The sequence below is a fragment of the Pseudomonas sp. P9_31 genome, from assembly GCF_034008235.1.
GTDB lineage: Bacteria > Pseudomonadota > Gammaproteobacteria > Pseudomonadales > Pseudomonadaceae > Aquipseudomonas.
The window spans coordinates 209,351-234,450 of the sequence record NZ_CP125375.1; the positions used below are offsets into that span (position 1 = coordinate 209,351).

Sequence of the window (25,100 nt, forward strand, 5' to 3'; positions counted from 1 at the left end):
GGTTGTGTTCAATGAAGATCAACTGTGGGAACGAGCCTGCTCGCGATGGCGGCGGTCAAATCACCACAAACCTGCCAGGCTAGGCCTTGGCCCGAGCCTGCACCTGCGATGCCTCCCGGTTATCCAGCGCTCGCTCTACGAGCAACTGCACGCCATCGGCCAAGCGGCTGAGCGCCAGGACTACCGAGCGCCGGGTCCCGTCCACATCGTCCGCCAGGTCGGAAGCAATGGCGCTGATGGACAGCAGGTCTTCGGAGGCGTTGGCCAGAAGGGCTTCGGTGTCGATGTCGGGAGAAACGGTAAAGAGGTTGCCTTTGCGGCGTTTGGCCGGTTTTTCGGTGGCCGGGGGAAAGTAGTGGGCGAAGGCGCGGTCGGCGGCTTCTTTGAGTTTTTCGGCTTCGATGGATTCATCGGACGGGGTGCCAGAGTTTTCTGGCGGATTGGGCGTTACTTTGAACATGGGATTACTCGCTTTGATTGCAAGGAGGCTGACCTGATGTTCGCTTGCACGCGAATTAGGGTGGCAGCTATGTGCGGGGTGCAAGACCGAGTAAGCGATCCCAAAAACCTCGGCAGACCCGAAGGTCTCCCGCACACAGCCGCCATAAAGCAATCACAACAGGCATAGAAATGCCTGATGACTAGCCCGAAGCAGTGTTGGGAAATGCTTTTACCCGGACTTGCACGTCCGTGTCACCGATTATTCAGTGACAAAGCCAGACTAGACTTGGGCTAGGGTTGGAACAAGTTCACCAACACCGCTACAACTTGAAGGAAATCTCCGACGGGGCTACCGGACGTTGGTGTCTGTGGGGAAGGTCAAAAGATCGCAGCCTTCGGCAGCTCCTACGGAGCCGGGTTGGCCGCCGTTTCGGGTTGAAACACCGTCTGTAGGAGCTGCCGAAGGCTGCGATCTTTTAGCGCCCTCAAGGCTTGGACGACAAATCCGCCATCCCCTTGAGCAACTCGATCGGCAGCGGGAAGACGATGGTCGAACTCTTGTCCCCGGCAATCGAGCTCAGCGTCTGCATGTAGCGCAACTGCATGGCCCCCGGCTGGCGTCCGAGCATTTCGGCCGCCTGCATGAGTTTTTCCGAAGCCTGCAATTCACCTTCGGCGTGGATCACTTTGGCCCGACGCTCCCGTTCGGCTTCGGCCTGTTTGGCAATGGCGCGGACCATCGATTCGTTGAGGTCCACGTGCTTGATCTCGACGGTGGCCACCTTGATGCCCCAGGCATCAGTTTGAGCATCGAGCACTTGCTGGACGTCGACGTTCAGCCGTTCCCGTTCGGCCAGCAATTCATCGAGTTCATGTTTACCGAGCACCGCCCGCAACGTGGTTTGGGCCAGTTGGCTGGTGGCCATGAGAAAGTCTTCGACCTGAATGATCGCCTTTTGCGGATCGAGCACGCGGAAATACAGCACCGCATTGACCTTGACCGAGACGTTGTCGCGGGTGATCACGTCTTGCGGCGGTATGTCGAGCACCACGGTCCGCAGGTCGACACGAACCATTTGTTGAACCGCCGGAATCAGCAGGATCAGCCCAGGGCCCTTGACCTGCCAGAAGCGTCCGAGCTGGAACACCACGCCGCGTTCGTATTCGCGCAGGATGCGGAAGGTCGACCCCGCCAGTGCAATCAGCAATAACAGGAGCGCGGCAAAACCCAGTTGCAAGCCCATAACTATTCTCCACCCGGCGCCGCGTCAGCCGCAGCCACTTTCAGCAATAGACCCTTGCGCGCCACCACCCGGACCTGTTGTCCCGGTTGCAGCGGTGTGGCGCTCATTACTTGCCATTGTTCGCCTTGCAGGTGCACCCAGCCGACATACGCATTGCCAGCCTGCAACGACGTTATCGGTGTCACGCTGCCCAGCAATTCGGCGTCGCCGCTGAAATTGCGGCGCGGTCGGGTTTTCAAGGCACGGATCAGCAGGAAAATCAGCAGCAGCGCGCTGATCAGCCCCAGGCCGATGATTAAGGGAACAGGCACTTCGGCATCGGTCAGAATCACCGCGCCGATCACGAACATCACAATGCCGCCCAAACCGACCACACCGAAATTGGGCAAGGCCGCTTCGGCGATCATAAACACGATGCCAAAGGTGATCAGCCAGATCCCGATGGGGTCGGGAACCAGCACTACGACGGTGTCCGCCGCGAAAACCGGTCCGCTCAAGGCCAGCAGCAGCGCAATTACACAGCAACGAATGTTCACTTGACCCTCCGGGAGAGTCATCCGTCCGCGAGCCGGTCGTGGCTCTGTGTACAAGTCTAGTTGAGCCTGCGGCTGTATGAATTTTGAGCAGTTGTCGACCGCGTCCGACGGGCGGATTTCCCGCCGGATCCCTCCAGCAGGCCTAGACTTTTAATGGAGAGAAAAAATTCTAACCATCGTCCGCCCTTCGCTGTTGCGGACACCGAGGTGCATCATGCGTATGGCAAGAACCGTGCAGAACAGCCTGGAAAAGGCGCACTGCGAATATGACATCGTTTCCCATCCGCACTCGGCCAGCAGCCTTGAAACGGCTCGGCTCGCAGGCATTCCCGCCGAACGGGTGGCCAAATCGGTGATCCTCGACGATCGCCACGGGCATTACTTGATGGCCGTGCTGCCCGCCAGCCGTCACCTGGACCTGAGCAAAGTACGTGGCAGCAGCGAATGGCAAGTCACCCGGGAAAGCAACCTGCCGCGCCTGTTCGACGATTGCGAACGCGGCGCCGTGCCCGCATTGGGCGAATCCTACGGGCTGGACATGGTCATCGACCCAATGCTGACCCGGCAGCAAGACATCTACCTCGAAGCCGGCAACCACAACAATCTGGTACACATGAGCGTGCCGGAATATTTGAAAATGGTGCCGCATGCCGAAGTGTGCGAGTTGAGTCAAACGGCATAGCATCGACATAACCGCCGTCATCGCGGGCAAGCCCGCTCCCACAGGGAAACGCAGTCAACTGTGGGAGCGAGCCTGCTCGCGATTGACCGCGCAGTGGTCACCCCATTCAGCCATCAAGAAGGAGCCCAACATGGAATCCCCTACCCACAGCCTCTCGTCCTTGTTCAAACAGCTCGGCCTGCCTGACGACGCCGAAAGCATTGATAAATTCATCGCTACCCATTCACCGCTCAAACCCGAACTGCACCTGGCGGACGCGTTCTTCTGGAGCGAGAGCCAGGCGGAGCTGCTGCGTGAGGAGATTCTGGATGATGCGGATTGGGCGGAGGTGGTGGATCAGTTGGATGTGCTATTGAGGAAGGGGCGGGGGGTGTAAAAAAATCTGGAGAAAAATGGCGAAATGTAAAAAAAACTGGTGAGTGGTAAAAAAATCTGAGCTTTAATCGCCAAAGTGAATTTTTTCCATGGAAGCTCGCCATGTCTGTTGTTGGATACGCCTACCTGCGCGATGCGCTGAATCTCAAGGCCTTCGCGCCCAAACGCACGGCGACGATCAAGCCAGTCACTCGTATCACATTGATCGGTGATTGCCTGGCTGTTCCCCAGTCTGTGGCACCCATTCAGGGCTCAATGCTTGAGCATATTCTTTTTGCTCTCAAGCACGAAGGCATCAATCTCTGCATTCTTACCCAGGCGCTTGAAACGGTTTCTGCTGAGCAACTACTGGATGAGTTGGCTAAAGCCCCGAATGGCGTGTTTATCCGCAAGGCCTGTTTCTTGTGGGAGAGCTTCACCGGCCAACAGCTTGAGTATTCGGTACCGGTGCGGGGCAGTGTTGTTACGCTATTTGATCCAAAACTCTACGTAACCGGCCCGGCCGTGCGTAATAGCCGCTGGCGCATTGATTTCAACGGCTTGGGTTCTCTGCGTTACTGCGCCACCGTGGAGCGAACGCCTGAACTCGAAACCCTGCTCAGTCTCGACATACTCGGCCGAGCCAAAGCTTTCATGGCGACGTTGCCCCCCGAAATGATGGACCGCGCCATCAACTGGGCTTACCTCCACGAAACTCGCGATTCCTTCGCCATCGAGAAAGAAGAACCCAGTGAAGAGAAATCTCGTCGTTTTGTTCAACTGCTGCGCCAGGCCCATGAAGGGCGCGAGCTGAGTGAAGACTATCTGGTTGAGCTGCAGAACAGCACCGTTTCCAACCCTTTCGACAAAGCTGTTCTGTTTCGCCACGAACAGAACCACCTGCATAACGGCTTGAGAGGCGCCGCCGGCGTCAGCTACGTCCCGCCCGCGCCGGACCTGTGCCGTGAACTGATGGAAGAACTGATGACCTTTTCCAATCAGTCTTCAAAACAGGTCGACCCATTGGTGGCGGCTGCAGTGACCGCATTTGGTTTCGTCTTCCTTCACCCGTTCATGGATGGCAATGGCCGGCTGTCACGTTTCCTGATCCACCAGACCCTTTGCCATTGCGGCGCGCTGGAAAATGGCCTTTTACTGCCTGTTTCCGTAGCGATGAAACACGAGGAGTCCAACTATCTGGCTGCCCTCAAGGATTTCTCACACCCCGCTCGCGATTTTTGGAATGTCACTTGGCTGGACGCTGATCAAATGGCTTTCGAATTCATTGGCCACCCATCCATTTATCGCTACTGGGACGCCACTCGTTGCGTCGAATTCACCCTGCAAATGGCCCGTCGTGCCTTGGAGGTTGAATTGCGGGAAGAGACCGAGTTTCTCGACCGGTACGACCGTGTAATCAAGGCGGTGAATCAACGTTTTGATGTGCGCGGGAGTGATCTGTCGAAGTTGGTGATGATGTGCCTGGACAATGACGGGAAGGTGTCAAAGCACCGGCGCAAGCAGTTTCAGTACAGCGTGCCGGAGGAGGTTTTTGAGTTTATTGAAGAAGAAGCCGGAAGGTTATTGACTGGTGTCTAGGCGTCAGACGTTCTTTACGGATTAGATTTGTTTCAAAACTTGACCAACTTTCCCCTCCAATGCCATATTGATAGTTAGCAAACTAACAGTGTGTGCAGCCCCTCGTGCCAAAGAACCTCGCCGCTCTCCAGATGACCATCAGCAGCTCCATAGTGGTGGCCGCCAGGCATTGGCGGAAGATCTGCCAGACCACGCTGGTCAACTATGGAATCTCCGAAGCCTGCGCCGTCCCGCTGTTGATGATCGGGCGTTTGGGCGAAGGTGTGCGGCAGGTGACGGTCGCGCAAGCGGCGGGGATGGAGAGTCCGTCTCTGGTGCGTTTGCTGGATCAGCTGTGCCATGCCGGTTACGTCTGCCGTACCGAAGACGTCCATGATCGCCGCGCCAAGTGCCTGAGCCTGACCGAGACCGGTCGCGAGCTGGTGCAGGCGGTCGAAGTCGAATTGGTGCGTTTGCGCCATGAAGTGCTCGAAGGGATCGCCCCGAGTGATCTGGAAGCGGCACTGCGGGTACTGAGAGCTTTCGAAGCGGCCAATCATCCAGCGGTGGCGCACCCTTGAGCGGATTTTTCACCGGCGTCCCCCCCGCGCGGGACTGGTTCTATGGTGTGCGCACGTTCGCCGCATCGATGATCGCGTTGTACATCGCCATGCTCATGCAAATGCCCCGTCCGTACTGGGCGATGGCTACGGTGTACATCGTTTCCAGCCCGTTCGTCGGCCCTACCAGCGCCAAGGCGTTGTACCGCGCCGTTGGCACTTTGCTCGGTGCGGCAGCGGCGGTTTTTTTCGTGCCGATGTTTGTGCAGAGCCCTTATGTGCTGGTGGTGGTCATCGCGCTGTGGACCGGGACTTTGCTGTTCCTGTCCCTGCACCTGCGCACCGCCAACAGCTACGCCTTGATGCTCGCCGGTTACACCTTGCCGCTGATCGCCCTGCCGGTGGTGGATAACCCGCTGGCGGTGTGGGATGTGGCCGAGGCGCGCACCGAAGAGATCTTTCTCGGCATCGCCGTTGCGGCGGTGGTCGGTGCCATGTTCTGGCCGCGACGGCTGGCGCCGGTGTTCAACGACTCGGTGAACAAATGGTTTGCCGATGCCTCGACCTACAGCCTGCGCTTCCTCAGCCGCAGCGTGCAGCCGGACGAAGTCAGCGCCCTGCGTTCATCGATGGTGGCGAGTTTCAACAGCCTGGAATTGATGATCGGTCAGTTGCCCCACGAGGGCGCGCGGCCGCAGACAGTGCGTAATACCAACGAACTGCGCGGGCGAATGATCCATCTGCTGCCGGTGATCGATGCCCTCGACGATGCGCTTTACGCCCTCGAGCGGCGCACGCCGGAGCTTGTGGATAAGTTCGCGCCACTGCTGATCGCGACCACCGAATGGCTCGACCACAAAGACGCTGACCTCGACCGCTGGCAGGCCCTGAAAAACCAACTCGAAGCGCTGCAACCGAGTGCCGAGGCGCTGGATGATCGCAAGCAGTTGTTGTTCTCCAACGCCCTGTATCGCCTCGGCGAATGGATCGATGTGTGGCAAGACTGCCGCAGCCTGCAATATGCCATTCAGTGCGAGAGCCAGGACAGTTGGCGCGCGGTGTATCGGCACTGGCGCCTCGGTCGGCTGTCGCCGTTTCTCGACCGTGGGCTGATGCTCTATTCAGCCGCGTCCACGGTCACTGCCATCATTGTCGCCTCGGTGCTGTGGATTCTGCTCGGCTGGACCGATGGCGGCAGCGCAGTGATCCTGGCGGCGGTGGCGTGCAGTTTTTTCGCTTCGATGGATGACCCGGCACCGCAGATCTACCGGTTCTTTTTCTGGACCGCGATGTCGGTGCTGTTTGCCAGCCTTTATCTGTTTCTGATCCTGCCGAACCTGCATGACTTCCCGATGCTGGTGCTGGCGTTCGCCATCCCGTTCATCTGCGTCGGCACCCTGACGGTGCAGCCGCGTTTCTACCTGGGGATGTTGCTGACCATCGTCAACACGTCGTCTTTCATCAGCATTCAGGGCGCCTACGACGCGGATTTTCTCAGCTTCGCCAACTCCAACCTGGCCGGTCCCATGGGTTTGCTGTTCGCGTTCATCTGGACCTTGATCGCCCGGCCATTCGGCGCGGAACTGGCGGCCAAGCGCCTGACCCGTTTCAGCTGGCGCGACATCGTCAGCCTGACCGAGCCGGCCACGCTGGCCGAACATCGGCACATGGGGGGGCAGATGCTCGATCGCCTGATGCAGCATTTGCCGCGTCTGGCCATGACCGGCCAGGACACCGGCATCGCCCTGCGGGAAGTGCGCGTGGCGCTGAATCTGCTGGACCTGCTTGCCTATTCGCCGCGAGTGCCCGGTGCGCCGCAAGTGCTGCTGCGCCAGGTGGTGGCCGAAGTCGGTGCGTACTTCAAGGCCTGTCTCAAGGCCGGTGAACGTCTGCCGGCTCCCAGTCCGTTGCTGATGACCCTCGACCGTACCCGCCGCGCCCTCGGCGGCCAAGGTGATGACGAAACCCGTCTGCATTTGCTGCACGCCTTGAGCGGCCTGCGTCTGGCGCTGTTGCCGGGGGTCGAATTTGTCGGCGCGGGTGAACTCAAGGAACCGCTTCCCCATGGCATCGATGGAGCGCCTTTATGATCGGTGATCTGGATATCAGCGGGGTGTTCCTGCCCACGCTGCTGGTGCTGATGGGCATTACCTACGTGTTGTTCCTGTTGGTGCACGGGGTGCTGACGCGCCTGCACTTTTACCGTCTGGTCTGGCACCGGGCATTGTTCAACGTGGCTCTCTACGCTGTGCTGCTTGGCGCTGTGGACTCACTCAGTCGATACCTGATGACATGAAAAAACCTTTTTTGACCCTCGGCCGTGTGGTCCTGACGCTGTTGATCGTGACCTTCGCCGTTGTCGTGGTCTGGCGCATGGTCATGTACTACATGTTCGCGCCCTGGACCCGGGACGGCCACATCCGCGCCGACATCGTGCAGATCGCCCCGGACGTGTCGGGGCTGATCCAGCAAGTGGAAGTGCGCGACAACCAATGGGTGAAACGCGGCCAGGTGCTGTTCAGCATCGATCAGGACCGTTTCAAACTGGCCCTGCGTCAGGCCAAAGCCGCTATCGCCGACCGCCAGGAAACCCTGGCCCAGGCTCAGCGCGAAGCCAAGCGTAACCGTGGCCTCGGCAATCTGGTCCCGGCCGAACAACTGGAGGAAAGCCAGTCCCGTGTGGCCCGCGCCGAAGTGGCGTTAATGGAAGCGCAGGTGACGGTGGACAGCGCCCAGCTCAACCTTGACCGCTCGCTGATCCGCAGCCCGGTGGATGGCTACGTCAACGACCGTGCGCCGCGCTCCCAGGAGTTCGTCACCGCCGGGCGACCGGTGTTGTCGGTGGTGGACAGCAACTCGTTCCACATCGATGGTTATTTCGAAGAAACCAAACTGGACGGCATTCATGTCGGCCAAAGGGTTGATATTCGCGTGGTTGGCGATCGCGCTCGGCTGCGCGGGCACGTTGAAAGCATTGTCGCCGGCATCGAAGACCGCGATCGCAGCAGCGGCAGCAACCTGTTGCCCAACGTCAATCCGGCGTTCAGCTGGGTGCGGCTGGCGCAGCGGATTCCGGTGCGGATTGCTTTCGACGAAGTGCCGGAGGATTTCCGCATGATTGCCGGGCGTACAGCCACGGTGTCGATCATCGACGATCAAACCGGGGAGCCGGCGAAATGAGCAGGGCCTCGGGTTTGGCGGTCGCCGGATTAGGCTTGCTGCTGTCGGCCTGTCAGGTGGTCGGGCCGGATTATCACCTGCCGGATGAGGCCGCCGTGCACCGTGAAGACTTTCAGGGCAACCTGGCGGTGAACGGCAAACATGTCGTCTCGGCACCGGTGCCCAGTGATTGGTGGCGGTTGTATCAGGATCCGCGTCTGGACCAATTGGTGCAGCAGGCCATGGCCTCCAACACCGATTTGCGGGTGGCGGCGGCGAATCTTTCGCGGGCTCGTGCTCAGGTCGACGAAGCGCAGGCGGCGGGGGGGTGGAGCGGCGGCGTGAAAGTCGGCGCCCAGCGTTTGCAGGAGTCCGGTGAGGCGTTCTTGCTGGCGGATAAAGTGCCGGTGGCCAACGTCGGCGATATCGGCATCACCACGTCCTATCAGTTCGACTTGTTCGGCACGTTACAGCGCGGCGTCGAAGCGGCCAAAGCCAATGCCGATGCGACTCAGGCGGCAGCGGACACCGCGCGCATCACGTTGGTGGCCGATGTGGTGCGGGCTTATACCCAGGTCTGTGCGGCCAACGAAGAGCGGGAGATTGCTCAGCATTCCCTCGATCTGCAAGCCCAGAGCACCACACTGACCCAGCGCCTGCGCGATGCCGGGCGCGGCGATGAAACCCAGGTCACCCGTTCGCAAACCCAATTCAAATCCTTGCGCGCCGAATTGCCGCGCTATGAAGCGGCGCGTCAGGCTGGACTGTTCCGCCTGTCGATGCTGCTGGCCAAACCCGTCGAACAATTGCCGGCGGGCACTCGTGACTGCGCCGATCTGCCGAAAATTGCCCAGTTGTTGCCGGTGGGCGACGGCGCCACGCTGCTCAAACGCCGGCCCGACGTGCGCCAGGCCGAGCGCCGATTGGCGGCGGCAACCGCTGGCATCGGCATTGCCACCGGCGAGTTGTACCCGGACATCAGCATCGGCGCGACCGTCGGTACCGTCGGCATTTTGGAAAACCTCGGCAAACCGGCGACCAATCGCTGGGGCTTCGGCCCGTTGCTGACCTGGACCGTACCGTCCAACGGCTCCCGCGCGCGAATCCGTGAGGCCGAGGCCGCGACCCAAGGCGCGCTGGCGCATTTCGATGGTGTGGTGCTCAACGCCATCCGCGAGACTCAGACTGGCCTGGCGCAGTATTCCGCGCAGCTTCAGCGCCGCGATGCGTTGGCTGACGCCGAGCAATCGGCGCAACTGGCGGCAGACCAGACCCACCGCTTCTTTCAGGCCGGTCGCGCGTCGTTCCTGGCGGATTTGCAAGCCACCCGCACCTACACCGATGTCCGGGCGCAACTGGCCTCGGCCAACACCCAAGTCGCCATGAGCCAGATCGATTTGTTCCTCGCTTTGGGCGGCGGCTGGGAAAGCGGACGAACGCAAGGCTCACAACCCGGCAAACCCTGAGGCCGTTGCTATGCTTTGAATTGATGGGGACGCGCGGCGAACCCGTCGAGCAAGGCTTGCGTTGGTCATGGGGATCTAATAATGAAAAACCCTTATGCTCCCGGCTTCTGGTGCGCCATTGCGGCATTGGTTTTGCTGTCGGCCACCTATTTCTACGGTGTCATGCTGGCCCACCAGCTCGACAAGGCGCTGATCTTCCTCGACAGCGTGGCGGCGCTGATCGCCGTGATGGCTATCGTGGTGGTCGCCTGGGCCTCGCTCCAGAACCAGCGCATCAAGAGACGACAACTCGAGCAAGGCAAAACCCTGGTACTGATCTGGGACACCAAGGTGGCTTTGCGCCGGGTAGAAACGGTGTTTGACCGGTATTTCTGGGGCAGTTACTGGCAACCGGGGCGCACCTTCCAGGAAGTCATGGGCGAACTCACCGGCACGCCGCTGGAAAAAAGCCTCGAAACCTTGAAGAAACAGTGCCTGGCGCTGGACAAGCAAGTACCCGACGAGGGGTGGCACTGGCTCAACAATGCCCGAGAACTGTCTGATGTCGCCAACGCCATGGCTCGCGAACGTTATCAGCTGGACTTCTGCGACCCGCGGGCGGAAGTGACCGGCGGGGCGGTGATCAATCGGGATTTTGAAGTGCTGGTGTATACGTGGACCGCGCGGTTGAAAAGCTTTGATCATCAGCTTGATGAGATCGAGGTTCAGTATTCCTGATCCGGTGTTGGCGAGACTGACGCCTTCGCGAGCAAGCCCGCTCCCACATGGGGGCGGTGTTTTAACGGCGTCGTTCCAGCGAGTAAACAAACGGCGCAACGATTTCGATGGAGCCGTTGTTCAGCATGTCGGCCGGTGGCTTGGGCAGCGGTTGGGCGCGGCGGATCATTTCCAGGGTGGCCCGGTCCAGATCGGCGTTGCCGGAGCGGCCCACCAGTTCGAACGACAACACGTTACCTTCGGCATCCACTACGAAGCGCAGACGGTTCAAGCCTTCCTTGCCCCGCTGCTGTGCACTGGCCGGGTACTTTTTGTACTTGGCCAGGTGCGCGAGCAGGGTGCCTTGCCAGCTGGCCTTGGCAGCTTGTTGCGCCGGTGATGGGCCGGGTGCCGGCTGAGCGGATTTCTCCGTCGGTGCCTGGGTCGGTTGCGCGTCGCTCGGTTTTTCCTCGGAAGGCTTTTCCTTCGGCGGCTCCGGCTTTTTCTCCACAGGCTTGGGCGGTTGAGGCTTCGGCTTGGGTTTGACCGGCTTGGGCACGGCAATCTCGGCCTTCGGCGCTTCAGCGAGTTTCGGCAGCGGCAGTTCTTCCACCGGGGCCGGTGGCTGCGGTGGCGTGATCACCTTTGGCGGTGCGGGCGGTGGCGGGGCTGGAAGCGGCGCCAGTTCGACCATCATCGCTTGCGGTGGCAGCTCGATCGGCGGGCGCGACGTCCAGTTCAGCGCCAGCGCAATGGCCAGTGCATGGATGCCCAGCACCACGGCCAGGCTCGCGCTGTAACGCGTCAGCTTTTGGCGCATGTTGATCATTTTTTGGCTGCCGTCTCGAGTCCGACCAGGCCGACCTTCAGGTAACCGGCGGCGCGCAGGGCATCCATCACGCTCATCAGGTCGCCGTAGTCCACGCCTTTGTCAGCCTGGAAGAAGATCGTCGTGTCTTTCTTGCCCCGGGTCTTGGCGTCGAGTGTGGCGCCGAGGGCTTCGGCCTTCACTTCGTCTTCGCCGAGGAACAGGCGCTGGTCAGCTTTCACGCTGAGGAACACGGGTTTTTCTGGCCGAGGCGCCGGTTTGGCGGTGGAGGCGGGCAGGTCGACCTTGATGTCCACGGTGGCCAGCGGCGCCGCCACCATGAAGATGATCAACAGCACCAGCATCACGTCGATGAACGGCGTGACATTGATTTCGTGGTTCTCGGCCAGATCGTCGTCTGCGCCTTCTTTCAAATGCAGGCCCATGGCCGATTACCCCACTTTCACCATGTGCGGTTGCGAGATGCGCTCGGGTGGCAGGTGGTCGAGGTCACGGCTGACCAGCAGCAGGACTTCTGCCGAGGCATCGGACACTTGCGCTTTGTAACCGGCGATGGAGCGGGCGAAGACGTTGTAGATGACCACCGCGGGAATCGCTGCTACCAGACCCAGCGCGGTCGCCAACAGGGCTTCGGCGATGCCGGGGGCCACGACGGCGAGGTTGGTGGTCTGGGTTTTGGCGATGCCGATGAAACTGTTCATGATGCCCCACACGGTGCCGAACAGGCCGACGAACGGTGCGGTGGAACCGATGGTGGCGAGCACGCCGGTGCCGCTGCTCATGTTGCGACCGCAGGCGGCAACCAGGCGCTCCAGACGAAAGCTCACACGTTCCTTGATGCCTTCTTTTTCGCGGCTGTTGGCCGACAGGCGCATTTCTTCCAGCGCGTCGTGGACCAGCAGGTTGGCGAGTGTGCCTTCCTTGGCCGCCGTCGCGCTGGCTTCTTTAAGGGTGGCGGCTTTTTTCAGGTGGGCGATTTCAACACGCAGACGACGCTTTGCGCCGATCAACTCGAAGCCCTTGGCGATCCAGATAGTCCAGGTGATGATCGAGGCGATGGCCAGGCCGATCATCACGATCTTCACGATAATGTCGGCGTTCTGGTACATGCCCCACGGCGACAGGTCATGGGCCATGCCCAGCGAGTTGTCGGCTTCGAGGACTTCCGGCACGTCAGCAGCGTCTACGGCCTGAGCCGGGTCGGTCGCGGCAGGTGCGGTTTGAACGGCTGGTGTCTGAGCGGCGGCAGGCTGTGTGGCTGGCGCTTGTGCATCGGCGAATGCGGCGGTCGGCGCCAGCGTCAGGCTGAGCAACAGGGCGGCCACCGCACTCCAGGCGCGAGGTCGTTTGGTTGGCGAAGCGGGGAATTGATTGCGTGTCATGCTGGCCGGACCTGAAAGGAAAAAAACGGTAGATGTTCTTCCAGGCCTCGTGAGGCCGAGAACAAAAGTGACCCGCATTATTGCAAGTAATTCTTGTTAACAAAAGTAATAGAGTATCTTTTTTTCCTTCATTGCTAGCCGCTCGTCCCTTGCCAGCGCTAGTCTGTGGCTTTCCGATAGGAGTTTTCTGATGTCCGCGCCTTCTGTTTTAATCGCCGGCTGCGGTGATGTCGGCAGTCGTCTGGCCACGCAATTGCTGAATTCAGGGTGGGAGGTTCACGGTTTGCGGCGTGACGTCTCACGCTTGCCCCAAGGGGTAATTGGCGTTGCCGGTGACTTGTTCAATAAAGACTGCCCGCCGACCTGGCCAATCGGCGCGGTGGATTACCTGGTGTATTGCGCGGCGGCTACCGATCACGATGAGGCCGGATACCGCGCCGCTTATATCCAGGGTTTGCAACACGTGCTGGAATGGCTGGGGGACTACGGGCAAGTGCCCAATCGGCTGCTATTCGTTTCCAGCAGCAGCGTTTACGGTCAGCAAGAGGGCGAGTGGGTCGACGAGAACTCGCCGACCGTGGCGGCTGGCTATTCAGGGCGTGTGATGCTGGAGGCCGAGCAAGTGGCGCGTGATAGCGGCATTCCGGCCAGCATCGTGCGCCTGACCGGCATTTATGGTCCGGGCCGAGAGTGGCTGCTGACCCAGGTCCGTCGCGGTTATCGCGTGGCGATCGATCCACCGTTGTACGCCAACCGCATTCACGTCGATGACGCTGCGGGGTTGCTGGCGTTTCTGCTTGAGGAGGATCGGCGTGGGGTGACGCTGGATGATGACTATATAGGCGTCGACGATGCGCCCGCGTCATTGGCGGAGGTGGTGGGCTGGTTGCGTGAGTATCTGGGTGTGACCGAATGGGCCGAGGATGCGAGTGTGCGTCGTGCCGGCAGCAAGCGCTGCAGCAATGCCCGGGCGAAGGCGTTGGGTTGGAAACCAAAATATCCGAGTTTCCGCGAAGGCTACGCTGCGATCCTCGAAGGTCGCTGCTGAAATCCGGTTACACACTACAACTGTGGGAGCGGGCTTGCCCGCGATGGCGGTGTAACAGTCAACCTGGATGTTGAATGTTATGGCCTCATCGCGGGCAAGCCCGCTCCCACAGGGTTATCTGTTGGCTTCAGATTCGGGTTACTGCTTTTCCAGCAACCATTTGCGATCACCCGGCGTAAACGAAGGCATCTCGTCCGCCAGTGCGGTATTCACGGTCTGGAAAATCTCCAATTCCTTGCCCTTGCGCGCAAAGATCCAGGTATTGCCCTGGCCGTTCACCTGCAGCCAGATGTTGTCGTGGCCGCCACTCATCGACGCGCAATCGCCTGCCAGGCACAGAGCATAACGATCGGTACCCGGAAGACCGGCAACCTGGCCATCGGCCTGGAACTGCACGGTGTTGCCTTCGCCGGGGCCGCTGAGGATTTTCCAGCTGCCGCCCATATAAGCCGAATACAGCGCCCGCTCGAAACTCGCGCCAATCGGTGCGCCGTCCGGCACCTGGACCGATGCGCGGTCGAAGACTTGCTCCGGCTCGTTGTCGTTGGCGGCCTGGCTCAGTTGCTTGCCGTCACGCTTCAGCTCGCTGGCGGAGCTGCCATAAAAGTCGATTTTCCAGGCGCCGGACTGTTCGCCCAGCAGCTTGCCTTCGACGTTTTCAAAACCATTGGTGTAGCGGGCCTGACCGGCCTTGGTGTTGACGTCCCATTCCAGGTTCGGGCCATAGGCCTGGAGCGCTTCACGCAGGGGGCCGCCTTTGGATGCAGCATCGATCGCCACCTGATTGATCCAGGTGCCGCTGATATCACGGTCGGCAGGGTTGCTGGCACATCCGCCCAAGAGTAGGGCGACCAGCGAGAGAACTAGCGCTTGGCGCATGGTGGAATCCTTTCAGAACCCTTTTTACAAGATCAGTCGGCGCAGCCTCTCAAGGCTGCGCCGCACGTTTACTCGATGACCAGAATGGCATCCATTTCAACCTGCGCACCCTTTGGCAGGGCCGCTACGCCGATGGCGGCGCGGGCCGGGTATGGCTGGTCGAAGTACTTGCCCATGATCTCGTTGACCTTGGCGAAGTGGCTCAGGTCGGTGAGGAAGATGTTCAGTTTGACGATGTCCTTGAACGAACCACCGGCCGCTTCAGCCACGGCTTTGAGGTTCTCGAACACCTGGACGGTCTGGGCTTCGAAGCCTTCGACCAGTTCCATGGTTTTTGGGTCCAGAGGAATCTGACCCGACATGTAAACGGTGTTGCCAGCCTTGATCGCCTGGGAGTAAGTACCGATGGCGGCCGGGGCCTTGTCGCTGTTGATAACGGTCTTGGTCATGTAAGACTCCTTGTGAAGGGTGGGCTACGCGCGCATGCGGGTGATGCGGATCACGCCGGTCAGGGCGCGCAGTTTCTTGATCACGCGGGCCAGGTGCACACGGTCGTGCACACTGACCACCAGTTGGACCACGCTGATACGACCGTCGCGTTCGTCCATGCTGATTTTTTCGATATTGCCGTCGGCCGCGTTGACGCTGCTGGCCAGCAGGGCGATCAGGCCGCGCTGGTGTTCCAGTTCGACGCGCAGCTCGACGTTGAATTCGCCGGTGACATCCTTGGCCCACGAGAGCTGGATGCATTTTTCCGGGTTGTGGCGGATTTCGCTGATGTTGCGGCAGTTGTCCAGGTGCACCACCATCCCTTTGCCGGCGGACAGATGGCCGACAATCGGGTCGCCCGGGATCGGCGTGCAACACTTGGCGTAACTGAGCACCAGACCTTCGGTGCCACGAATCGCCAGCGGACCTTCCGGGCTCGGCAGCTGTTCGCCTTCGCCGAGCAGACGACGGGCGACCACGTAAGCCATGCGATTACCCAGGCCGATGTCTTCGAGCAGGTCTTCGATCAGTTCGAGGCGGTATTCGTGGAGCATCAACTGCACGCGTTCGGCCGGAACTTTTTCCAGGGAACTGTCGAAACCGTTGAGCACCTTGTTCAGCAGGCGTTCGCCGAGGCTGATGGATTCGGAGCGGCGTTGCAGTTTCAGCGCATGGCGGATGTGGGTCCGCGCTTTGCCGGTGACCACGAAGTTGAGCCATGCCGGGTTCGGCCGCGCGCCAGGGGCGCTGACGATCTCGACCGTGGAGCCGCTTTGCAGCGGTTCGGACAGCGGCGCGAGACGACGGTTGATCCGGCAGGCAATGCAGCTGTTGCCCACGTCGGTGTGCACCGCGTAAGCGAAGTCGACCGCCGTGGAGCCTTTGGGCAGCTCCATGATCCGGCCTTTGGGCGTGAACACGTAGACCTCGTCCGGGAACAGGTCGATCTTCACGCTCTCGATGAATTCCAGCGAGTTGCCGGCCCGTTGCTGCATTTCCAGCACGCCTTTGACCCACTGGCGGGCGCGGGCGTGAGTGCCTTTGGGCTGCTCGTCACCGCTGGATTTGTACAGCCAATGGGCAGCGATGCCGTTGTTGGCCATCTCTTCCATTTCACGGGTGCGGATCTGGATTTCGATCGGTACACCGTGCATGCCGAACAGTGTGGTGTGCAGCGACTGATAGCCGTTGGCCTTGGGGATCGCGATGTAATCCTTGAAGCGACCCGGCAACGGTTTGTACAAATTGTGCACGGCACCCAGCACGCGGTAGCAGGTATCGACCTTGTCGACGATGATCCGGAACGCATACACGTCCATGATCTCGTTGAAGGCCCGACGCTTGCCGCGCATTTTCTTGTAGATGCCATAGAGGTGTTTCTGACGACCGCTGACCTCGCCCTGAATGCCGTCGATGGCCAGGCAGTGGCTGAGGGACTCTTCGATCTTGTTGACGATTTCCTTGCGGTTGCCCCGGGCGCGCTTGACCGCCTGGTTGATCCGCGCGGAACGCATCGGGTGCATGGCCTTGAAGCCGAGGTCTTCGAATTCTATGCGGATGGCGTGCATGCCCAGCCGGTTGGCGATGGGCGCATAGATTTCCAGGGTTTCCTTGGCAATCCGCCGGCGTTTTTCGCCGGACAGCACTTCCAGGGTGCGCATGTTGTGCAGGCGGTCGGCCAGCTTGACCAGGATCACGCGAATGTCGCGCGCCATGGCCATGGCCATTTTCTGGAAGTTTTCGGCTTGGGCTTCGGCTTTGGTTTCGAAGTTCATCTGGGTCAGTTTGCTGACCCCGTCGACCAGTTCGGCCACGGTTTCGCCGAACTGCGCTTGCAGCGCTTCCTTGGCAATACCGGTGTCTTCGATCACGTCATGCAGCATCGCAGCCATCAGGCTCTGATGGTCCATGTGCATGTCGGCAAGAATATTCGCAACCGCGAGTGGGTGCGTGACGTACGCCTCACCGCTACGGCGGCGTTGGCCGTCATGGGCTTGTTCGGCGTAGAAGTACGCTCGGCGGACCAGATTGACCTGGTCCTTGCCGAGGTAGGTCGATAAGCGATCGGCGAGGGCGTCTATGCTCGGCATGATAATTCCTGCCGTTTGCTATGACCCCGCGCCGTGCTACGTCGACCAGGCATGACCTTATACTGCCTCGTTGGACTCGTCCTCGAACGCTGCGAACAGCGGTTCGTCTTCGACGATTTCAGCGTTGGCGATGAACTCGTAGCTCATCAGGCCTTCAGCGATTTCACGCAGCGCTACAACAGTAGGCTTGTCGTTTTCCCACTGAACCAGGGGCTCTTTGCCACCGGTGGCCAGTTGACGGGCACGCTTGGTAGAGAGCATGACCAGCTCAAAGCGGTTTTCCACGTGTTCTAGGCAGTCTTCAACGGTTACGCGGGCCATGGTATTCCTCGGAGCGAATGCAATATGCGCGCTGCCCGGTTGGGCGAGCGGACTCAACAGTTTAAAAAATCACCAGCGATTAGGGAAGCGCTGATTTTTTGACCAGGCTCTTCAACGCGCTATAAGTGCCAATGTAAAGCCCTTGCAGCGGTTTTGGGAAGAGCTGTTTAGCCAAGCAATTCAGCCAATAACTTGCCATGACGCTGCTGCTGACGCTTCTGATGCAGCTGATTGGCGCGGAAAATCGCCTTCAGATCGTCCAGTGCGTGGGCAAAATCGTCGTTGATGATCAGGTAGTCATAGTCGACGTAGTGGCTCATCTCGCTGACGGCTTCGCGCATCCGGCCGTCAATGATCTCGTCGCTGTCCTGGCCTCGATTGGTCAGGCGCTGGTGCAAGGCCTCCAGGGACGGCGGTAGAATGAAAATCGAGCGGGCTTGCGGCATCAACTTGCGTACTTGCTCTGCACCCTGCCAGTCGATTTCCAGAATCAGGTCATGGCCCGCGTCCAGTGTCTGCTGCAGGTGGCTTTGCGAAGTGCCATAGAGATTGCCGAACACTTCGGCGCGCTCGAGGAAGTCACCATGCTCGCCCATCTTCACGAACGCTTCACGCGAGACGAAGTGATAGTTCACGCCGTTCACTTCACCTGGGCGCATGGCGCGAGTGGTGTGGGAGACCGAGACGCGGATCGCCGGATCAGTATCGGTCAGGGCTTTGACCAGGCTGCTCTTGCCCGCGCCCGAAGGCGCAGAAATGATGTATAGGGTGCCGGTGCTGTGGGTCATGTCGGGTTTGCCTTACTCAATATTCTGCACTTGTTCGCGCATCTGCTCGATCAACACTTTGAGGTTGACCGCCGCCTGTGTGCTGCGCGGGTCGAAGGCTTTGGAGCCCAGTGTGTTGGCTTCGCGGTTGAGCTCCTGCATCAGGAAGTCCAGGCGCCGACCGGCGGCGCCACCGGATTTGAGTACCCGACGAACTTCGATGATGTGAGTGCTCAGGCGATCCAGTTCTTCGGCGACGTCGCTCTTTTGCGCGAGCATGACCATTTCCTGTTCCAGTCGCTGCGGGTCGAGGTCGGCCTTCATGTCGGTGAAGCGGTCGAGGACTTTCTGGCGCTGAGTGGCAAGCATTTGCGGGACCAGTTCACGCAGGGTCACCACATCTTCCTCGATGGACGTCAGGCGCTCGTTGATCAACCGCGCCAGCTCTGCGCCTTCGCGCTCGCGGCCGGCCTTGAGTTCCTTCAGACCCAGGTTGAACAGCGCCAGGGCTTCGGCATTCAGCGCTTGCGGGTCGGCGGCATCGGCCACCAGCACGCCGGGCCAGGCCAGGACTTCCAGCGGGTTCAGCGCGGCCGGGTTCTTGATCAGGCTGGCGACCGTCTCGGCGGCAGCGACCAGTTGAGCGGCGCGTTCGCGATCCACCTGCAACGGTTTACCGGTGCTTTCTTCGGTAAAGCGCAGGGTGCATTCGAGCTTGCCCCGGGAAATTCCCTGGCGCAGGGCTTCGCGGACCGCGCCCTCGAGGTCGCGGAATGATTCCGGCAGGCGCAGATGGGGTTCCAGGTAGCGGCTGTTGACCGAGCGCAGCTCCCAGCTCAGGGTGCCCTGGACGCCGGCTTTCTCGACGCGGGCGAAGGCGGTCATGCTGTGCACCATGGAGGTACCTCGCAATGCAGGTCGTCGCGTAACCAGAGTTTCGCGGACCCGCTATCTGTGAATTAAAGCCGACAGGCAGCAAAGGCGCAGGATTGTAGCGCAGTGGGGCGGATGCGCCCAAACACACGCTGTGACAAAGAGCTGCAGGCCGTCGGCTACGCTCTATTCAGGGGCTTCAATCGTCGGGCGATTTTTTTAGAAGTGCCCAGTCGCGGCCCACGGCTCTATAATGCTCGGCAGTTTTCCGTCCCCCGTACAGGTAATCCCTATGAAACGTCCAAGTGGTCGCGCTGCCGATCAGCTCCGCTCGATCCGCATTACCCGCAACTACACCAAACACGCCGAGGGTTCTGTGCTGGTCGAGTTCGGTGATACCAAGGTCATCTGCACCGTCAGCGTCGAGAACGGCGTGCCGCGTTTCCTCAAAGGTCAGGGCCAGGGCTGGTTGACCGCTGAATACGGCATGCTGCCGCGCGCCACCGGCGAGCGTAACCAGCGTGAAGCGAGCCGTGGCAAGCAAGGTGGCCGCACTCTGGAAATCCAGCGGTTGATTGGCCGCTCCCTGCGCGCTGCGCTGGACATGTCCAAGCTGGGCGACATCACCCTGTACGTCGACTGCGACGTGATCCAGGCTGACGGCGGTACCCGCACCGCGTCCATCACTGGCGCCATGGTTGCACTGGTCGATGCCTTGAAAGTGATCAAGAAGCGTGGCGGCCTCAAAGGTGGCGACCCGCTCAAGCAAATGATCGCTGCCGTGTCGGTGGGCATGTACCAGGGCGAGCCTGTGCTTGACCTCGACTACCTGGAAGACTCGGCTGCCGAGACTGACCTTAACGTAGTGATGACCAGCACGGGTGGCTTCATCGAAGTTCAGGGCACTGCCGAAGGCGCGCCGTTCCAGCCGGAAGAGCTGAACGCGATGCTGGCACTGGCGAAGAAAGGCATGATCGAGATTTTCGAACTGCAGAAGGCTGCACTGGCCGACTGATTGTTTTGACGTCCGGCAAAGGAGAGCGCCATGAGTGATGAACAGCAGTTGCTTCCCACCCCGAGCCCCGAGGCTCGCCAGTGGGCGATGTTTTGTCACCTCTCGGCGTTTCTCGGAGTCTGGTTTCCGCTCGGTCACCTGATCGGGCCGCTGATACTCTGGCAGTGGAAGCGTGAAACCGATCCGTTCATTGACGCCCAGGGCAAAGAAGCGCTGAACTTTCAGATCACCGTGGCGCTGGTCTCGGGCATCTGTTACCTGCTGATGCTGGTGTTGATCGGCTTTGTGCTGCTGCCGTTGGTGCTGATCGGGGCGATGGTGCTGTGCTTCATTGCCGGGCTCAAGGCCAATGACGGGGTGCCTTACCGCTATCCCTTCACCTGGCGGTTGGTGACATAAATACACCGCTGATCCCCTGTGGGAGCGAGCAAGCCCGCTCCCACAGGGGATCAGCGCGCACAAAAAAGCCGACAGCGATGTCGGCTTTTTTGCATCTGCGAAAAGACGCTTAGATCGTCAGCGTCCAGTCGTAGTCCACGATCAGCGGCGCATGCTGCGAGAACCGTGGCTGACGCGGCAGGCGCGCACTGCGTACGAAGCGGCGCAGGCCCGGGGTCAGCAACTGGTAGTCGAAGCGCCAGCCCAGGTTGAGCATCTCGGCCTGTTCGTTGTCCGGCCACCAGCTGTACTGGTCGCCTTCACGGCTGACTTCCCGCAGGGCATCGACGTAACCCATGTTGCCGACAATCTCGTCCATCCAGGCACGCTCAGGCGCCAGGAAGCCCGGGGATTGCTGGCTGTCGCGCCAGTTCTTGATATCCAGCTTCTGTTGCGCCACGTACAGCGAGCCACAATAAATGTACTCGCGACGTTTGCGCCGCTGTTTATCCAGATAACGGGCGAAGTCGTCCATTAGCTTGAACTTCTGGTTCAAGTCTTCATCGCCGTTCTGCCCCGAAGGGAGCAGCAAGGTCGCGATGCTGACCTTGTCGAAATCGGCTTGCAGGTAACGCCCGTAGCGGTCGGCCGTCTCGAAGCCAAGACCGCTGATGACAGCCTTCGGTTGCAACCGCGAGTACAAAGCCACGCCACCTTGGGCGGGAACTTCGGCTTCGCAGGCATAAAGGAAGTAGCCATCCAGTTGGAAGGCTGGATCGTCCAGTTCAAAGGCGGAGGCACGGGTGTCCTGCAGGCAGATGACGTCGGCATTCTGTGCTTGCAGCCAACTGAGCAAACCACGCTCGACTGCAGCCTGAATACCATTGACGTTCACACTGATGATCCGCATAAGTGGCCCCAAAAATCGCGTGCGGGTATGATACACGGCGTCTACCTAATTAGCTAAATCCGTGGTATTTGGGGTTTTTTTCATGCAAGCGTATCAGCGCGACTTCATTCGTTTTGCCATTGATCGTGGCGTTTTGCGCTTCGGTGAGTTCACCCTGAAGTCTGGACGCACCAGTCCTTACTTCTTCAATGCCGGCCTGTTCAACTCGGGTTCCGCCCTGGCGCAGCTGGGGCGTTTCTATGCGGCAGCCATCGTCGAGAGCGGTATTTCGTTCGACGTGCTGTTCGGCCCGGCCTACAAAGGCATCCCGCTGGCGGCGACCACTGCGGTGGCGCTGGCCGAACATCATGGCCGTGATTTGCCATGGTGCTTCAACCGCAAGGAAGCCAAGGCCCATGGCGAAGGCGGCAGCCTGGTCGGCGCGCCATTGACCGGCGACGTGCTGATCATCGACGACGTGATCACCGCAGGCACCGCCATCCGTGAAGTGATGCAGATCATCGCTTCCCAGGACGGCGCCAAGGCCAAGGGCGTGCTGATCGCCCTGAACCGTCAGGAGCGTGGCAACGGCGAATTGTCGGCCATCCAGGAAGTGGAGCGCGATTTCGGTATTCCGGTGATCAGCATTGTTTCGCTGAACCAGGTGCTCGAGTTCCTGGCGGATGATCCGCAGCTCAAGCAGCATTTGCCGGCGGTTGAAGCCTATCGCGCCCAGTTCGGCGTCTGACCACAATTCCCCCTGTGGTATCGGGCTTGTGTGGCGAGGGAGCTTGCTCCCGCTGGGCTGCGTAGCAGATCCAAGGATTTTGTGAGTGCTGCGCACTCAAGCGGGAGCAAGCTCCCTCGCCACAAAAGGTGAATTACCACAGGAATTGCATACAAAAAAAGACCCCGCTCAGCTTGGCTGAGCGGGGTCTTTTTGTTTGTGTTGCTTAGTGACGCTTGCGGTTGCTGATCAAGGTACCCACACCCGTGTCGGTGAAGATTTCCAGCAGAATCGCATTCGGCACCCGACCATCGATGATCAACGAGCTGCCCACGCCGCCTTGTACCGCTTCCAGCGCGCAACGAATCTTCGGCAGCATGCCGCCGTAGATGGTGCCGTCGGCGATCAGCTCGTCGACTTGCTGGGTGCTCAGGCCGGTCAGGACCTTGCCGGTCTTGTCCATCAGACCGGCGATGTTGGTCAGCAGCATCAGCTTTTCAGCCTTCAGTGCCTCGGCCACTTTACCGGCCACCAGGTCGGCGTTGATGTTGTACGACTCGCCGTTGGCGCCGACGCCGATTGGCGCGATCACCGGGATGAAATCGCCTTTGACCAGCAGGTTCAGCAGGTCGGTGTTGATGCCGACCACTTCGCCCACCTGGCCAATATCAATGATTTCCGGCTGGGTCATTTCCGGCGTTTGACGGGTGACGGTGAGCTTTTTCGCACGAATCAGCTCGGCGTCTTTACCGGTCAGGCCGATGGCGCTGCCGCCATGACGGTTGATCAGGTTGACGATGTCCTTGTTCACCTGGCCGCCGAGGACCATCTCCACCACGTCCATGGTCTGTGCGTCAGTCACGCGCATACCATCGATGAAGTGGCTCTCGATCGACAGACGCTTGAGCAGGTCGCCGATTTGCGGGCCACCGCCGTGAACCACCACCGGGTTGATGCCGACGGCTTTCATCAGCACGATGTCGCGGGCGAAGCCGGTTTTCAGCTCCTCGCTTTCCATCGCGTTGCCGCCGTATTTGATCACCAGCGTCTTGCCGACATAGCGGCGAATGTAAGGCAGCGCTTCGGACAGGACCTTGGCGGTGTTGGCGGCGGCTTCGCGTTCGAGGGTCATTCAGGGCTCCGGGTGCTTCAGAAGATCAAAACGGTAGTTGGAGATCAGGTGCAACGCGTTTCAGCTGGACGTGGAACACATCCTTGATGCGCTGCAATTCAGCCTCGTCATCGGCCTCGAAGCGCAGCACCAGCACCGGTGTGGTGTTGGAGGCGCGAACCAGGCCCCAGCCTTTGGCATAGTCGACTCGCACGCCGTCAATGGTGGTCAGGTCGGCGCCTTCACCCCACTGCGCGTCGTGCAGTGCATCAATGATGCTGAATTTGCTCTCTTCGGTCACATGGATATTGATCTCTGGCGTAGAAATATCGTTCGGGAAGGTCGCAAACAGCTCCTCCGCGGTGGATTTTTCCTTGCTGAGGATCTCCAGCAGTCGCGCGGCGCTGTAAATGCCGTCGTCGAAGCCGAACCAGCGTTCCTTGAAGAAGATATGCCCGCTCATTTCGCCGGCCAACAGGGCGCCGGATTGTTTCATTTTCTTTTTGATCAGCGAGTGACCGGTTTTCCACATCAGCGGCCGACCGCCATATTCCTTGATCAGCGGGATCAGGCGGCGGGTGCATTTGACGTCGAAGATGATTTCCGCGTTCGGGTTGCGCGCCACGACGTCGCGGGCGAACAGCATCAGCAGGCGGTCCGGGTAGACGATGCTGCCGGTGTTGGTCACTACGCCGACGCGGTCGCCGTCGCCGTCGAAGGCCAGGCCGATGTCGGCCTTGGTTTCCTTGACCTTGGCGATCAGGTCCACGAGGTTTTCAGGCTTGCCCGGGTCCGGGTGGTGGTTCGGGAAGTTGCCGTCGACGTCGCAAAACAGCGGGATGACTTCGCAGTTCAGGGCTTCGATCAGCTGCGGGGCGATCACGCCGGCCGCGCCGTTGCCGCAGTCGACCACTACTTTCAGGCGGCGGGCGAGTTTGATGTCCTGGACGATTTCGGTGTTGTAGCGGTCGAGGATCTCGACCTTGGTGATGCTGCCCTTGCCGCTGCTCAGGTTGTTGGTCTTGAGGCGTTCGTGCAGGGCCTGGATCTGTTCGTTGGCCAGGGTGTCGCCGGCAATGACGATCTTGAAGCCGTTGTAGTTCGAGGGGTTGTGGCTGCCGGTGAGCATTACGCCGGATTTGCCGGCCAGTACGTTGGCGGCGTAGTACAGCGCAGGCGTTGGCACCAGGCCCACATCGCTGACGTGGCAACCGCTGTCGGCCAGACCCTGAATCAGTTGTTCCACCAGTTCCGGGCCGGACAGGCGACCGTCGCGGCCGACGGACACGTTGGGTTCGTCCTGGGCCAGGCTCTGGGAGCCGATGGCGCGACCAAGCCAATAAGCGGTTTCAGCGTTCAAGAATTCCGGGACGGTGCCGCGAATGTCGTAGGCACGGAAGATGCTGTCGGGGAACGTGGGTGCGACTTGGGCTGGGGTGCTCATTTCTGGAAATGCTCCATCTCTAAAGTGGCTGGACAAACCGGCGAAAAACTCGCGGGCTGGCTCAAACTGAAGGGTATGACGGCGTTTTCGGCAGAGAGTTCGTGGTGTGCAAAGGCCATGTCACCGGTGTTCGCGAGTGAAT

The 25,100-nt window shown here is 60.2% G+C and carries 27 protein-coding genes and 1 pseudogene; 13 read left to right on the forward strand and 15 right to left on the reverse strand.

The genetic code is table 11. From position 1 onward, the window contains the following. Nucleotides 1–79: 79 nt before the first annotated feature. The 3 genes from QMK51_RS00850 to QMK51_RS00860 form a co-directional block, all read right to left on the reverse strand. Nucleotides 80–460, reverse strand: a complete 381-nt coding sequence (locus QMK51_RS00850; protein WP_320392898.1) for a DUF6124 family protein — start codon at nucleotides 458–460, stop codon at nucleotides 80–82. Nucleotides 461–926: 466 nt separating this feature from the next. Next, complete coding sequence (locus QMK51_RS00855) at nucleotides 927–1,685, reverse strand: slipin family protein (RefSeq protein WP_320392899.1); 759 nt, start codon at nucleotides 1,683–1,685, stop codon at nucleotides 927–929. A 2-nt stretch (nucleotides 1,686–1,687) separates the two neighbouring features. Then, nucleotides 1,688–2,221 (reverse strand): NfeD family protein, encoded by a 534-nt coding sequence (locus QMK51_RS00860; RefSeq protein ID WP_258698462.1) that lies wholly within the window; start codon nucleotides 2,219–2,221, stop codon nucleotides 1,688–1,690. Between the two features lie 214 nt (nucleotides 2,222–2,435). Between QMK51_RS00860 and QMK51_RS00865 the strand changes: the two genes are divergently transcribed. From QMK51_RS00865 to QMK51_RS00905, 9 genes are all read left to right on the forward strand, one after another. Further along, the gene (locus QMK51_RS00865; protein WP_258698463.1) at nucleotides 2,436–2,903 is read left to right on the forward strand and encodes an aminoacyl-tRNA deacylase; all 468 of its coding nucleotides are present in this window, start codon (nucleotides 2,436–2,438) and stop codon (nucleotides 2,901–2,903) included. Nucleotides 2,904–3,033: 130 nt separating this feature from the next. Further along, nucleotides 3,034–3,279, forward strand: coding sequence for a DUF2789 domain-containing protein (locus tag QMK51_RS00870; protein ID WP_258698464.1), 246 nt, complete (start codon nucleotides 3,034–3,036; stop codon nucleotides 3,277–3,279). A 101-nt stretch (nucleotides 3,280–3,380) separates the two neighbouring features. Further along, on the forward strand, nucleotides 3,381–4,856 hold the full coding sequence (locus QMK51_RS00875; protein ID WP_320392900.1) for a Fic family protein: 1,476 nt from the start codon (nucleotides 3,381–3,383) through the stop codon (nucleotides 4,854–4,856). A 131-nt stretch (nucleotides 4,857–4,987) separates the two neighbouring features. Beyond that, nucleotides 4,988–5,416, forward strand: coding sequence for a MarR family winged helix-turn-helix transcriptional regulator (locus QMK51_RS00880; RefSeq protein WP_320394466.1), 429 nt, complete (start codon nucleotides 4,988–4,990; stop codon nucleotides 5,414–5,416). Then, a complete protein-coding gene (locus tag QMK51_RS00885) occupies nucleotides 5,413–7,485 on the forward strand; it encodes an FUSC family protein (RefSeq protein ID WP_320392901.1) in 2,073 nt (690 codons plus the stop codon). Before QMK51_RS00880 ends, QMK51_RS00885 begins: the two co-directional genes overlap by 4 nt. After that, nucleotides 7,482–7,691 carry a DUF1656 domain-containing protein gene (locus tag QMK51_RS00890; protein WP_018929385.1) on the forward strand — a complete coding sequence of 70 codons (210 nt, stop codon included), beginning with the start codon at nucleotides 7,482–7,484 and terminating at the stop codon, nucleotides 7,689–7,691. The genes QMK51_RS00885 and QMK51_RS00890 overlap by 4 nt, the downstream gene beginning before the upstream one ends. After that, complete coding sequence (locus tag QMK51_RS00895; protein WP_320392902.1) at nucleotides 7,688–8,575, forward strand: HlyD family secretion protein; 888 nt, start codon at nucleotides 7,688–7,690, stop codon at nucleotides 8,573–8,575. Before QMK51_RS00890 ends, QMK51_RS00895 begins: the two co-directional genes overlap by 4 nt. Next, nucleotides 8,572–10,020 (forward strand): efflux transporter outer membrane subunit, encoded by a 1,449-nt coding sequence (locus tag QMK51_RS00900; RefSeq protein WP_320392903.1) that lies wholly within the window; start codon nucleotides 8,572–8,574, stop codon nucleotides 10,018–10,020. Before QMK51_RS00895 ends, QMK51_RS00900 begins: the two co-directional genes overlap by 4 nt. An 81-nt stretch (nucleotides 10,021–10,101) precedes the next feature. Next, the gene (locus QMK51_RS00905) at nucleotides 10,102–10,737 is read left to right on the forward strand and encodes an NADH:ubiquinone oxidoreductase subunit N (protein WP_258698469.1); all 636 of its coding nucleotides are present in this window, start codon (nucleotides 10,102–10,104) and stop codon (nucleotides 10,735–10,737) included. A gap of 61 nt (nucleotides 10,738–10,798) precedes the next feature. On the opposite strand, the gene QMK51_RS00910 is transcribed toward QMK51_RS00905, so the two are convergent. From QMK51_RS00910 to exbB, 3 genes are read right to left on the reverse strand one after another with little or no spacing between them, the layout of a single operon-like run. After that, nucleotides 10,799–11,545 (reverse strand): energy transducer TonB, encoded by a 747-nt coding sequence (locus QMK51_RS00910; protein ID WP_320392904.1) that lies wholly within the window; start codon nucleotides 11,543–11,545, stop codon nucleotides 10,799–10,801. Then, on the reverse strand, nucleotides 11,542–11,970 hold the full coding sequence (gene exbD / locus QMK51_RS00915; protein WP_258698471.1) for a TonB system transport protein ExbD: 429 nt from the start codon (nucleotides 11,968–11,970) through the stop codon (nucleotides 11,542–11,544). Before exbD ends, QMK51_RS00910 begins: the two co-directional genes overlap by 4 nt. Before the next feature lie 6 nt (nucleotides 11,971–11,976). Further along, a complete protein-coding gene (exbB, locus tag QMK51_RS00920; protein WP_320392905.1) occupies nucleotides 11,977–12,927 on the reverse strand; it encodes a tonB-system energizer ExbB in 951 nt (316 codons plus the stop codon). Nucleotides 12,928–13,117: 190 nt separating this feature from the next. On the opposite strand from exbB, the gene QMK51_RS00925 reads away from it, so the two are divergent. After that, nucleotides 13,118–13,975 carry an SDR family oxidoreductase gene (locus tag QMK51_RS00925; protein ID WP_320392906.1) on the forward strand — a complete coding sequence of 286 codons (858 nt, stop codon included), beginning with the start codon at nucleotides 13,118–13,120 and terminating at the stop codon, nucleotides 13,973–13,975. Nucleotides 13,976–14,113: 138 nt separating this feature from the next. On the opposite strand, the gene QMK51_RS00930 is transcribed toward QMK51_RS00925, so the two are convergent. The 6 genes from QMK51_RS00930 to QMK51_RS00955 all read right to left on the reverse strand — a co-directional run bounded on the left by QMK51_RS00930 (nucleotide 14,114) and on the right by QMK51_RS00955 (nucleotide 19,418). Next, nucleotides 14,114–14,854, reverse strand: a complete 741-nt coding sequence (locus QMK51_RS00930) for a hypothetical protein (RefSeq protein WP_258698474.1) — start codon at nucleotides 14,852–14,854, stop codon at nucleotides 14,114–14,116. Between the two features lie 68 nt (nucleotides 14,855–14,922). Then, complete coding sequence (locus tag QMK51_RS00935) at nucleotides 14,923–15,303, reverse strand: RidA family protein (protein ID WP_253546077.1); 381 nt, start codon at nucleotides 15,301–15,303, stop codon at nucleotides 14,923–14,925. A gap of 24 nt (nucleotides 15,304–15,327) precedes the next feature. Then, entirely contained in the window at nucleotides 15,328–17,433 is a 2,106-nt protein-coding gene (gene spoT, locus QMK51_RS00940; protein WP_007934594.1) for a bifunctional GTP diphosphokinase/guanosine-3',5'-bis pyrophosphate 3'-pyrophosphohydrolase, read from the reverse strand. 57 nt (nucleotides 17,434–17,490) lie between these two features. After that, nucleotides 17,491–17,754: a DNA-directed RNA polymerase subunit omega gene (gene rpoZ, locus QMK51_RS00945; RefSeq protein WP_003177259.1), complete on the reverse strand. Its 264-nt coding sequence runs from the start codon at nucleotides 17,752–17,754 to the stop codon at nucleotides 17,491–17,493. Nucleotides 17,755–17,921: 167 nt separating this feature from the next. Then, the gene (gene gmk, locus QMK51_RS00950) at nucleotides 17,922–18,542 is read right to left on the reverse strand and encodes a guanylate kinase (RefSeq protein WP_258698475.1); all 621 of its coding nucleotides are present in this window, start codon (nucleotides 18,540–18,542) and stop codon (nucleotides 17,922–17,924) included. A gap of 12 nt (nucleotides 18,543–18,554) precedes the next feature. Continuing rightward, the gene (locus tag QMK51_RS00955; protein WP_258698476.1) at nucleotides 18,555–19,418 is read right to left on the reverse strand and encodes a YicC/YloC family endoribonuclease; all 864 of its coding nucleotides are present in this window, start codon (nucleotides 19,416–19,418) and stop codon (nucleotides 18,555–18,557) included. Between the two features lie 268 nt (nucleotides 19,419–19,686). On the opposite strand from QMK51_RS00955, the gene rph reads away from it, so the two are divergent. Together rph and QMK51_RS00965 are read left to right on the forward strand one after the other, a co-directional pair. Further along, entirely contained in the window at nucleotides 19,687–20,409 is a 723-nt protein-coding gene (rph, locus tag QMK51_RS00960) for a ribonuclease PH (RefSeq protein WP_258698477.1), read from the forward strand. A gap of 30 nt (nucleotides 20,410–20,439) precedes the next feature. Beyond that, a complete protein-coding gene (locus QMK51_RS00965; RefSeq protein WP_320392907.1) occupies nucleotides 20,440–20,808 on the forward strand; it encodes a DUF4870 domain-containing protein in 369 nt (122 codons plus the stop codon). Between the two features lie 109 nt (nucleotides 20,809–20,917). Here QMK51_RS00965 and QMK51_RS00970 read toward each other — a convergent pair whose 3' ends face one another. Beyond that, nucleotides 20,918–21,697 (reverse strand): exodeoxyribonuclease III, encoded by a 780-nt coding sequence (locus tag QMK51_RS00970; protein WP_007934608.1) that lies wholly within the window; start codon nucleotides 21,695–21,697, stop codon nucleotides 20,918–20,920. Between the two features lie 82 nt (nucleotides 21,698–21,779). Between QMK51_RS00970 and pyrE the strand changes: the two genes are divergently transcribed. Next, nucleotides 21,780–22,424 carry an orotate phosphoribosyltransferase gene (pyrE, locus tag QMK51_RS00975; protein ID WP_258698479.1) on the forward strand — a complete coding sequence of 215 codons (645 nt, stop codon included), beginning with the start codon at nucleotides 21,780–21,782 and terminating at the stop codon, nucleotides 22,422–22,424. A 205-nt stretch (nucleotides 22,425–22,629) separates the two neighbouring features. Here pyrE and argB read toward each other — a convergent pair whose 3' ends face one another. Both argB and QMK51_RS00985 read right to left on the reverse strand, forming a co-directional pair. Further along, nucleotides 22,630–23,535, reverse strand: a complete 906-nt coding sequence (gene argB / locus QMK51_RS00980; protein ID WP_071552791.1) for an acetylglutamate kinase — start codon at nucleotides 23,533–23,535, stop codon at nucleotides 22,630–22,632. A 25-nt stretch (nucleotides 23,536–23,560) separates the two neighbouring features. Next, nucleotides 23,561–24,964 (reverse strand): annotated as a pseudogene (locus QMK51_RS00985) (phosphomannomutase/phosphoglucomutase); the annotation flags it as partial. Nucleotides 24,965–25,100 lie beyond the last annotated feature (136 nt).

Bases quoted from the DNA above. Each gene is read 5' to 3' on its own strand.
- QMK51_RS00895 (WP_320392902.1), top strand. From the start codon at position 7,688: ATGAAAAAACCTTTTTTGACCCTCGGCCGTGTGGTCCTGACGCTGTTG.
- QMK51_RS00955 (WP_258698476.1), bottom strand. From the start codon at position 19,418: ATGGTGCACAGCATGACCGCCTTCGCCCGCGTCGAGAAAGCCGGCGTC.
- QMK51_RS00970 (WP_007934608.1), bottom strand. From the start codon at position 21,697: ATGCGGATCATCAGTGTGAACGTCAATGGTATTCAGGCTGCAGTCGAG.
- pyrE (WP_258698479.1), top strand. From the start codon at position 21,780: ATGCAAGCGTATCAGCGCGACTTCATTCGTTTTGCCATTGATCGTGGC.
- QMK51_RS00900 (WP_320392903.1), top strand. From the start codon at position 8,572: ATGAGCAGGGCCTCGGGTTTGGCGGTCGCCGGATTAGGCTTGCTGCTG.
- QMK51_RS00910 (WP_320392904.1), bottom strand. From the start codon at position 11,545: ATGATCAACATGCGCCAAAAGCTGACGCGTTACAGCGCGAGCCTGGCC.
- QMK51_RS00890 (WP_018929385.1), top strand. From the start codon at position 7,482: ATGATCGGTGATCTGGATATCAGCGGGGTGTTCCTGCCCACGCTGCTG.
- QMK51_RS00880 (WP_320394466.1), top strand. From the start codon at position 4,988: ATGACCATCAGCAGCTCCATAGTGGTGGCCGCCAGGCATTGGCGGAAG.
- QMK51_RS00925 (WP_320392906.1), top strand. From the start codon at position 13,118: ATGTCCGCGCCTTCTGTTTTAATCGCCGGCTGCGGTGATGTCGGCAGT.
- QMK51_RS00930 (WP_258698474.1), bottom strand. From the start codon at position 14,854: ATGCGCCAAGCGCTAGTTCTCTCGCTGGTCGCCCTACTCTTGGGCGGA.
- QMK51_RS00850 (WP_320392898.1), bottom strand. From the start codon at position 460: ATGTTCAAAGTAACGCCCAATCCGCCAGAAAACTCTGGCACCCCGTCC.
- QMK51_RS00875 (WP_320392900.1), top strand. From the start codon at position 3,381: ATGTCTGTTGTTGGATACGCCTACCTGCGCGATGCGCTGAATCTCAAG.
- spoT (WP_007934594.1), bottom strand. From the start codon at position 17,433: ATGCCGAGCATAGACGCCCTCGCCGATCGCTTATCGACCTACCTCGGC.
- gmk (WP_258698475.1), bottom strand. From the start codon at position 18,542: ATGACCCACAGCACCGGCACCCTATACATCATTTCTGCGCCTTCGGGC.
- QMK51_RS00855 (WP_320392899.1), bottom strand. From the start codon at position 1,685: ATGGGCTTGCAACTGGGTTTTGCCGCGCTCCTGTTATTGCTGATTGCA.
- QMK51_RS00865 (WP_258698463.1), top strand. From the start codon at position 2,436: ATGCGTATGGCAAGAACCGTGCAGAACAGCCTGGAAAAGGCGCACTGC.
- QMK51_RS00905 (WP_258698469.1), top strand. From the start codon at position 10,102: ATGAAAAACCCTTATGCTCCCGGCTTCTGGTGCGCCATTGCGGCATTG.
- QMK51_RS00935 (WP_253546077.1), bottom strand. From the start codon at position 15,303: ATGACCAAGACCGTTATCAACAGCGACAAGGCCCCGGCCGCCATCGGT.
- QMK51_RS00965 (WP_320392907.1), top strand. From the start codon at position 20,440: ATGAGTGATGAACAGCAGTTGCTTCCCACCCCGAGCCCCGAGGCTCGC.
- rph (WP_258698477.1), top strand. From the start codon at position 19,687: ATGAAACGTCCAAGTGGTCGCGCTGCCGATCAGCTCCGCTCGATCCGC.
- QMK51_RS00870 (WP_258698464.1), top strand. From the start codon at position 3,034: ATGGAATCCCCTACCCACAGCCTCTCGTCCTTGTTCAAACAGCTCGGC.
- argB (WP_071552791.1), bottom strand. From the start codon at position 23,535: ATGACCCTCGAACGCGAAGCCGCCGCCAACACCGCCAAGGTCCTGTCC.
- exbD (WP_258698471.1), bottom strand. From the start codon at position 11,970: ATGGGCCTGCATTTGAAAGAAGGCGCAGACGACGATCTGGCCGAGAAC.
- exbB (WP_320392905.1), bottom strand. From the start codon at position 12,927: ATGACACGCAATCAATTCCCCGCTTCGCCAACCAAACGACCTCGCGCC.
- rpoZ (WP_003177259.1), bottom strand. From the start codon at position 17,754: ATGGCCCGCGTAACCGTTGAAGACTGCCTAGAACACGTGGAAAACCGC.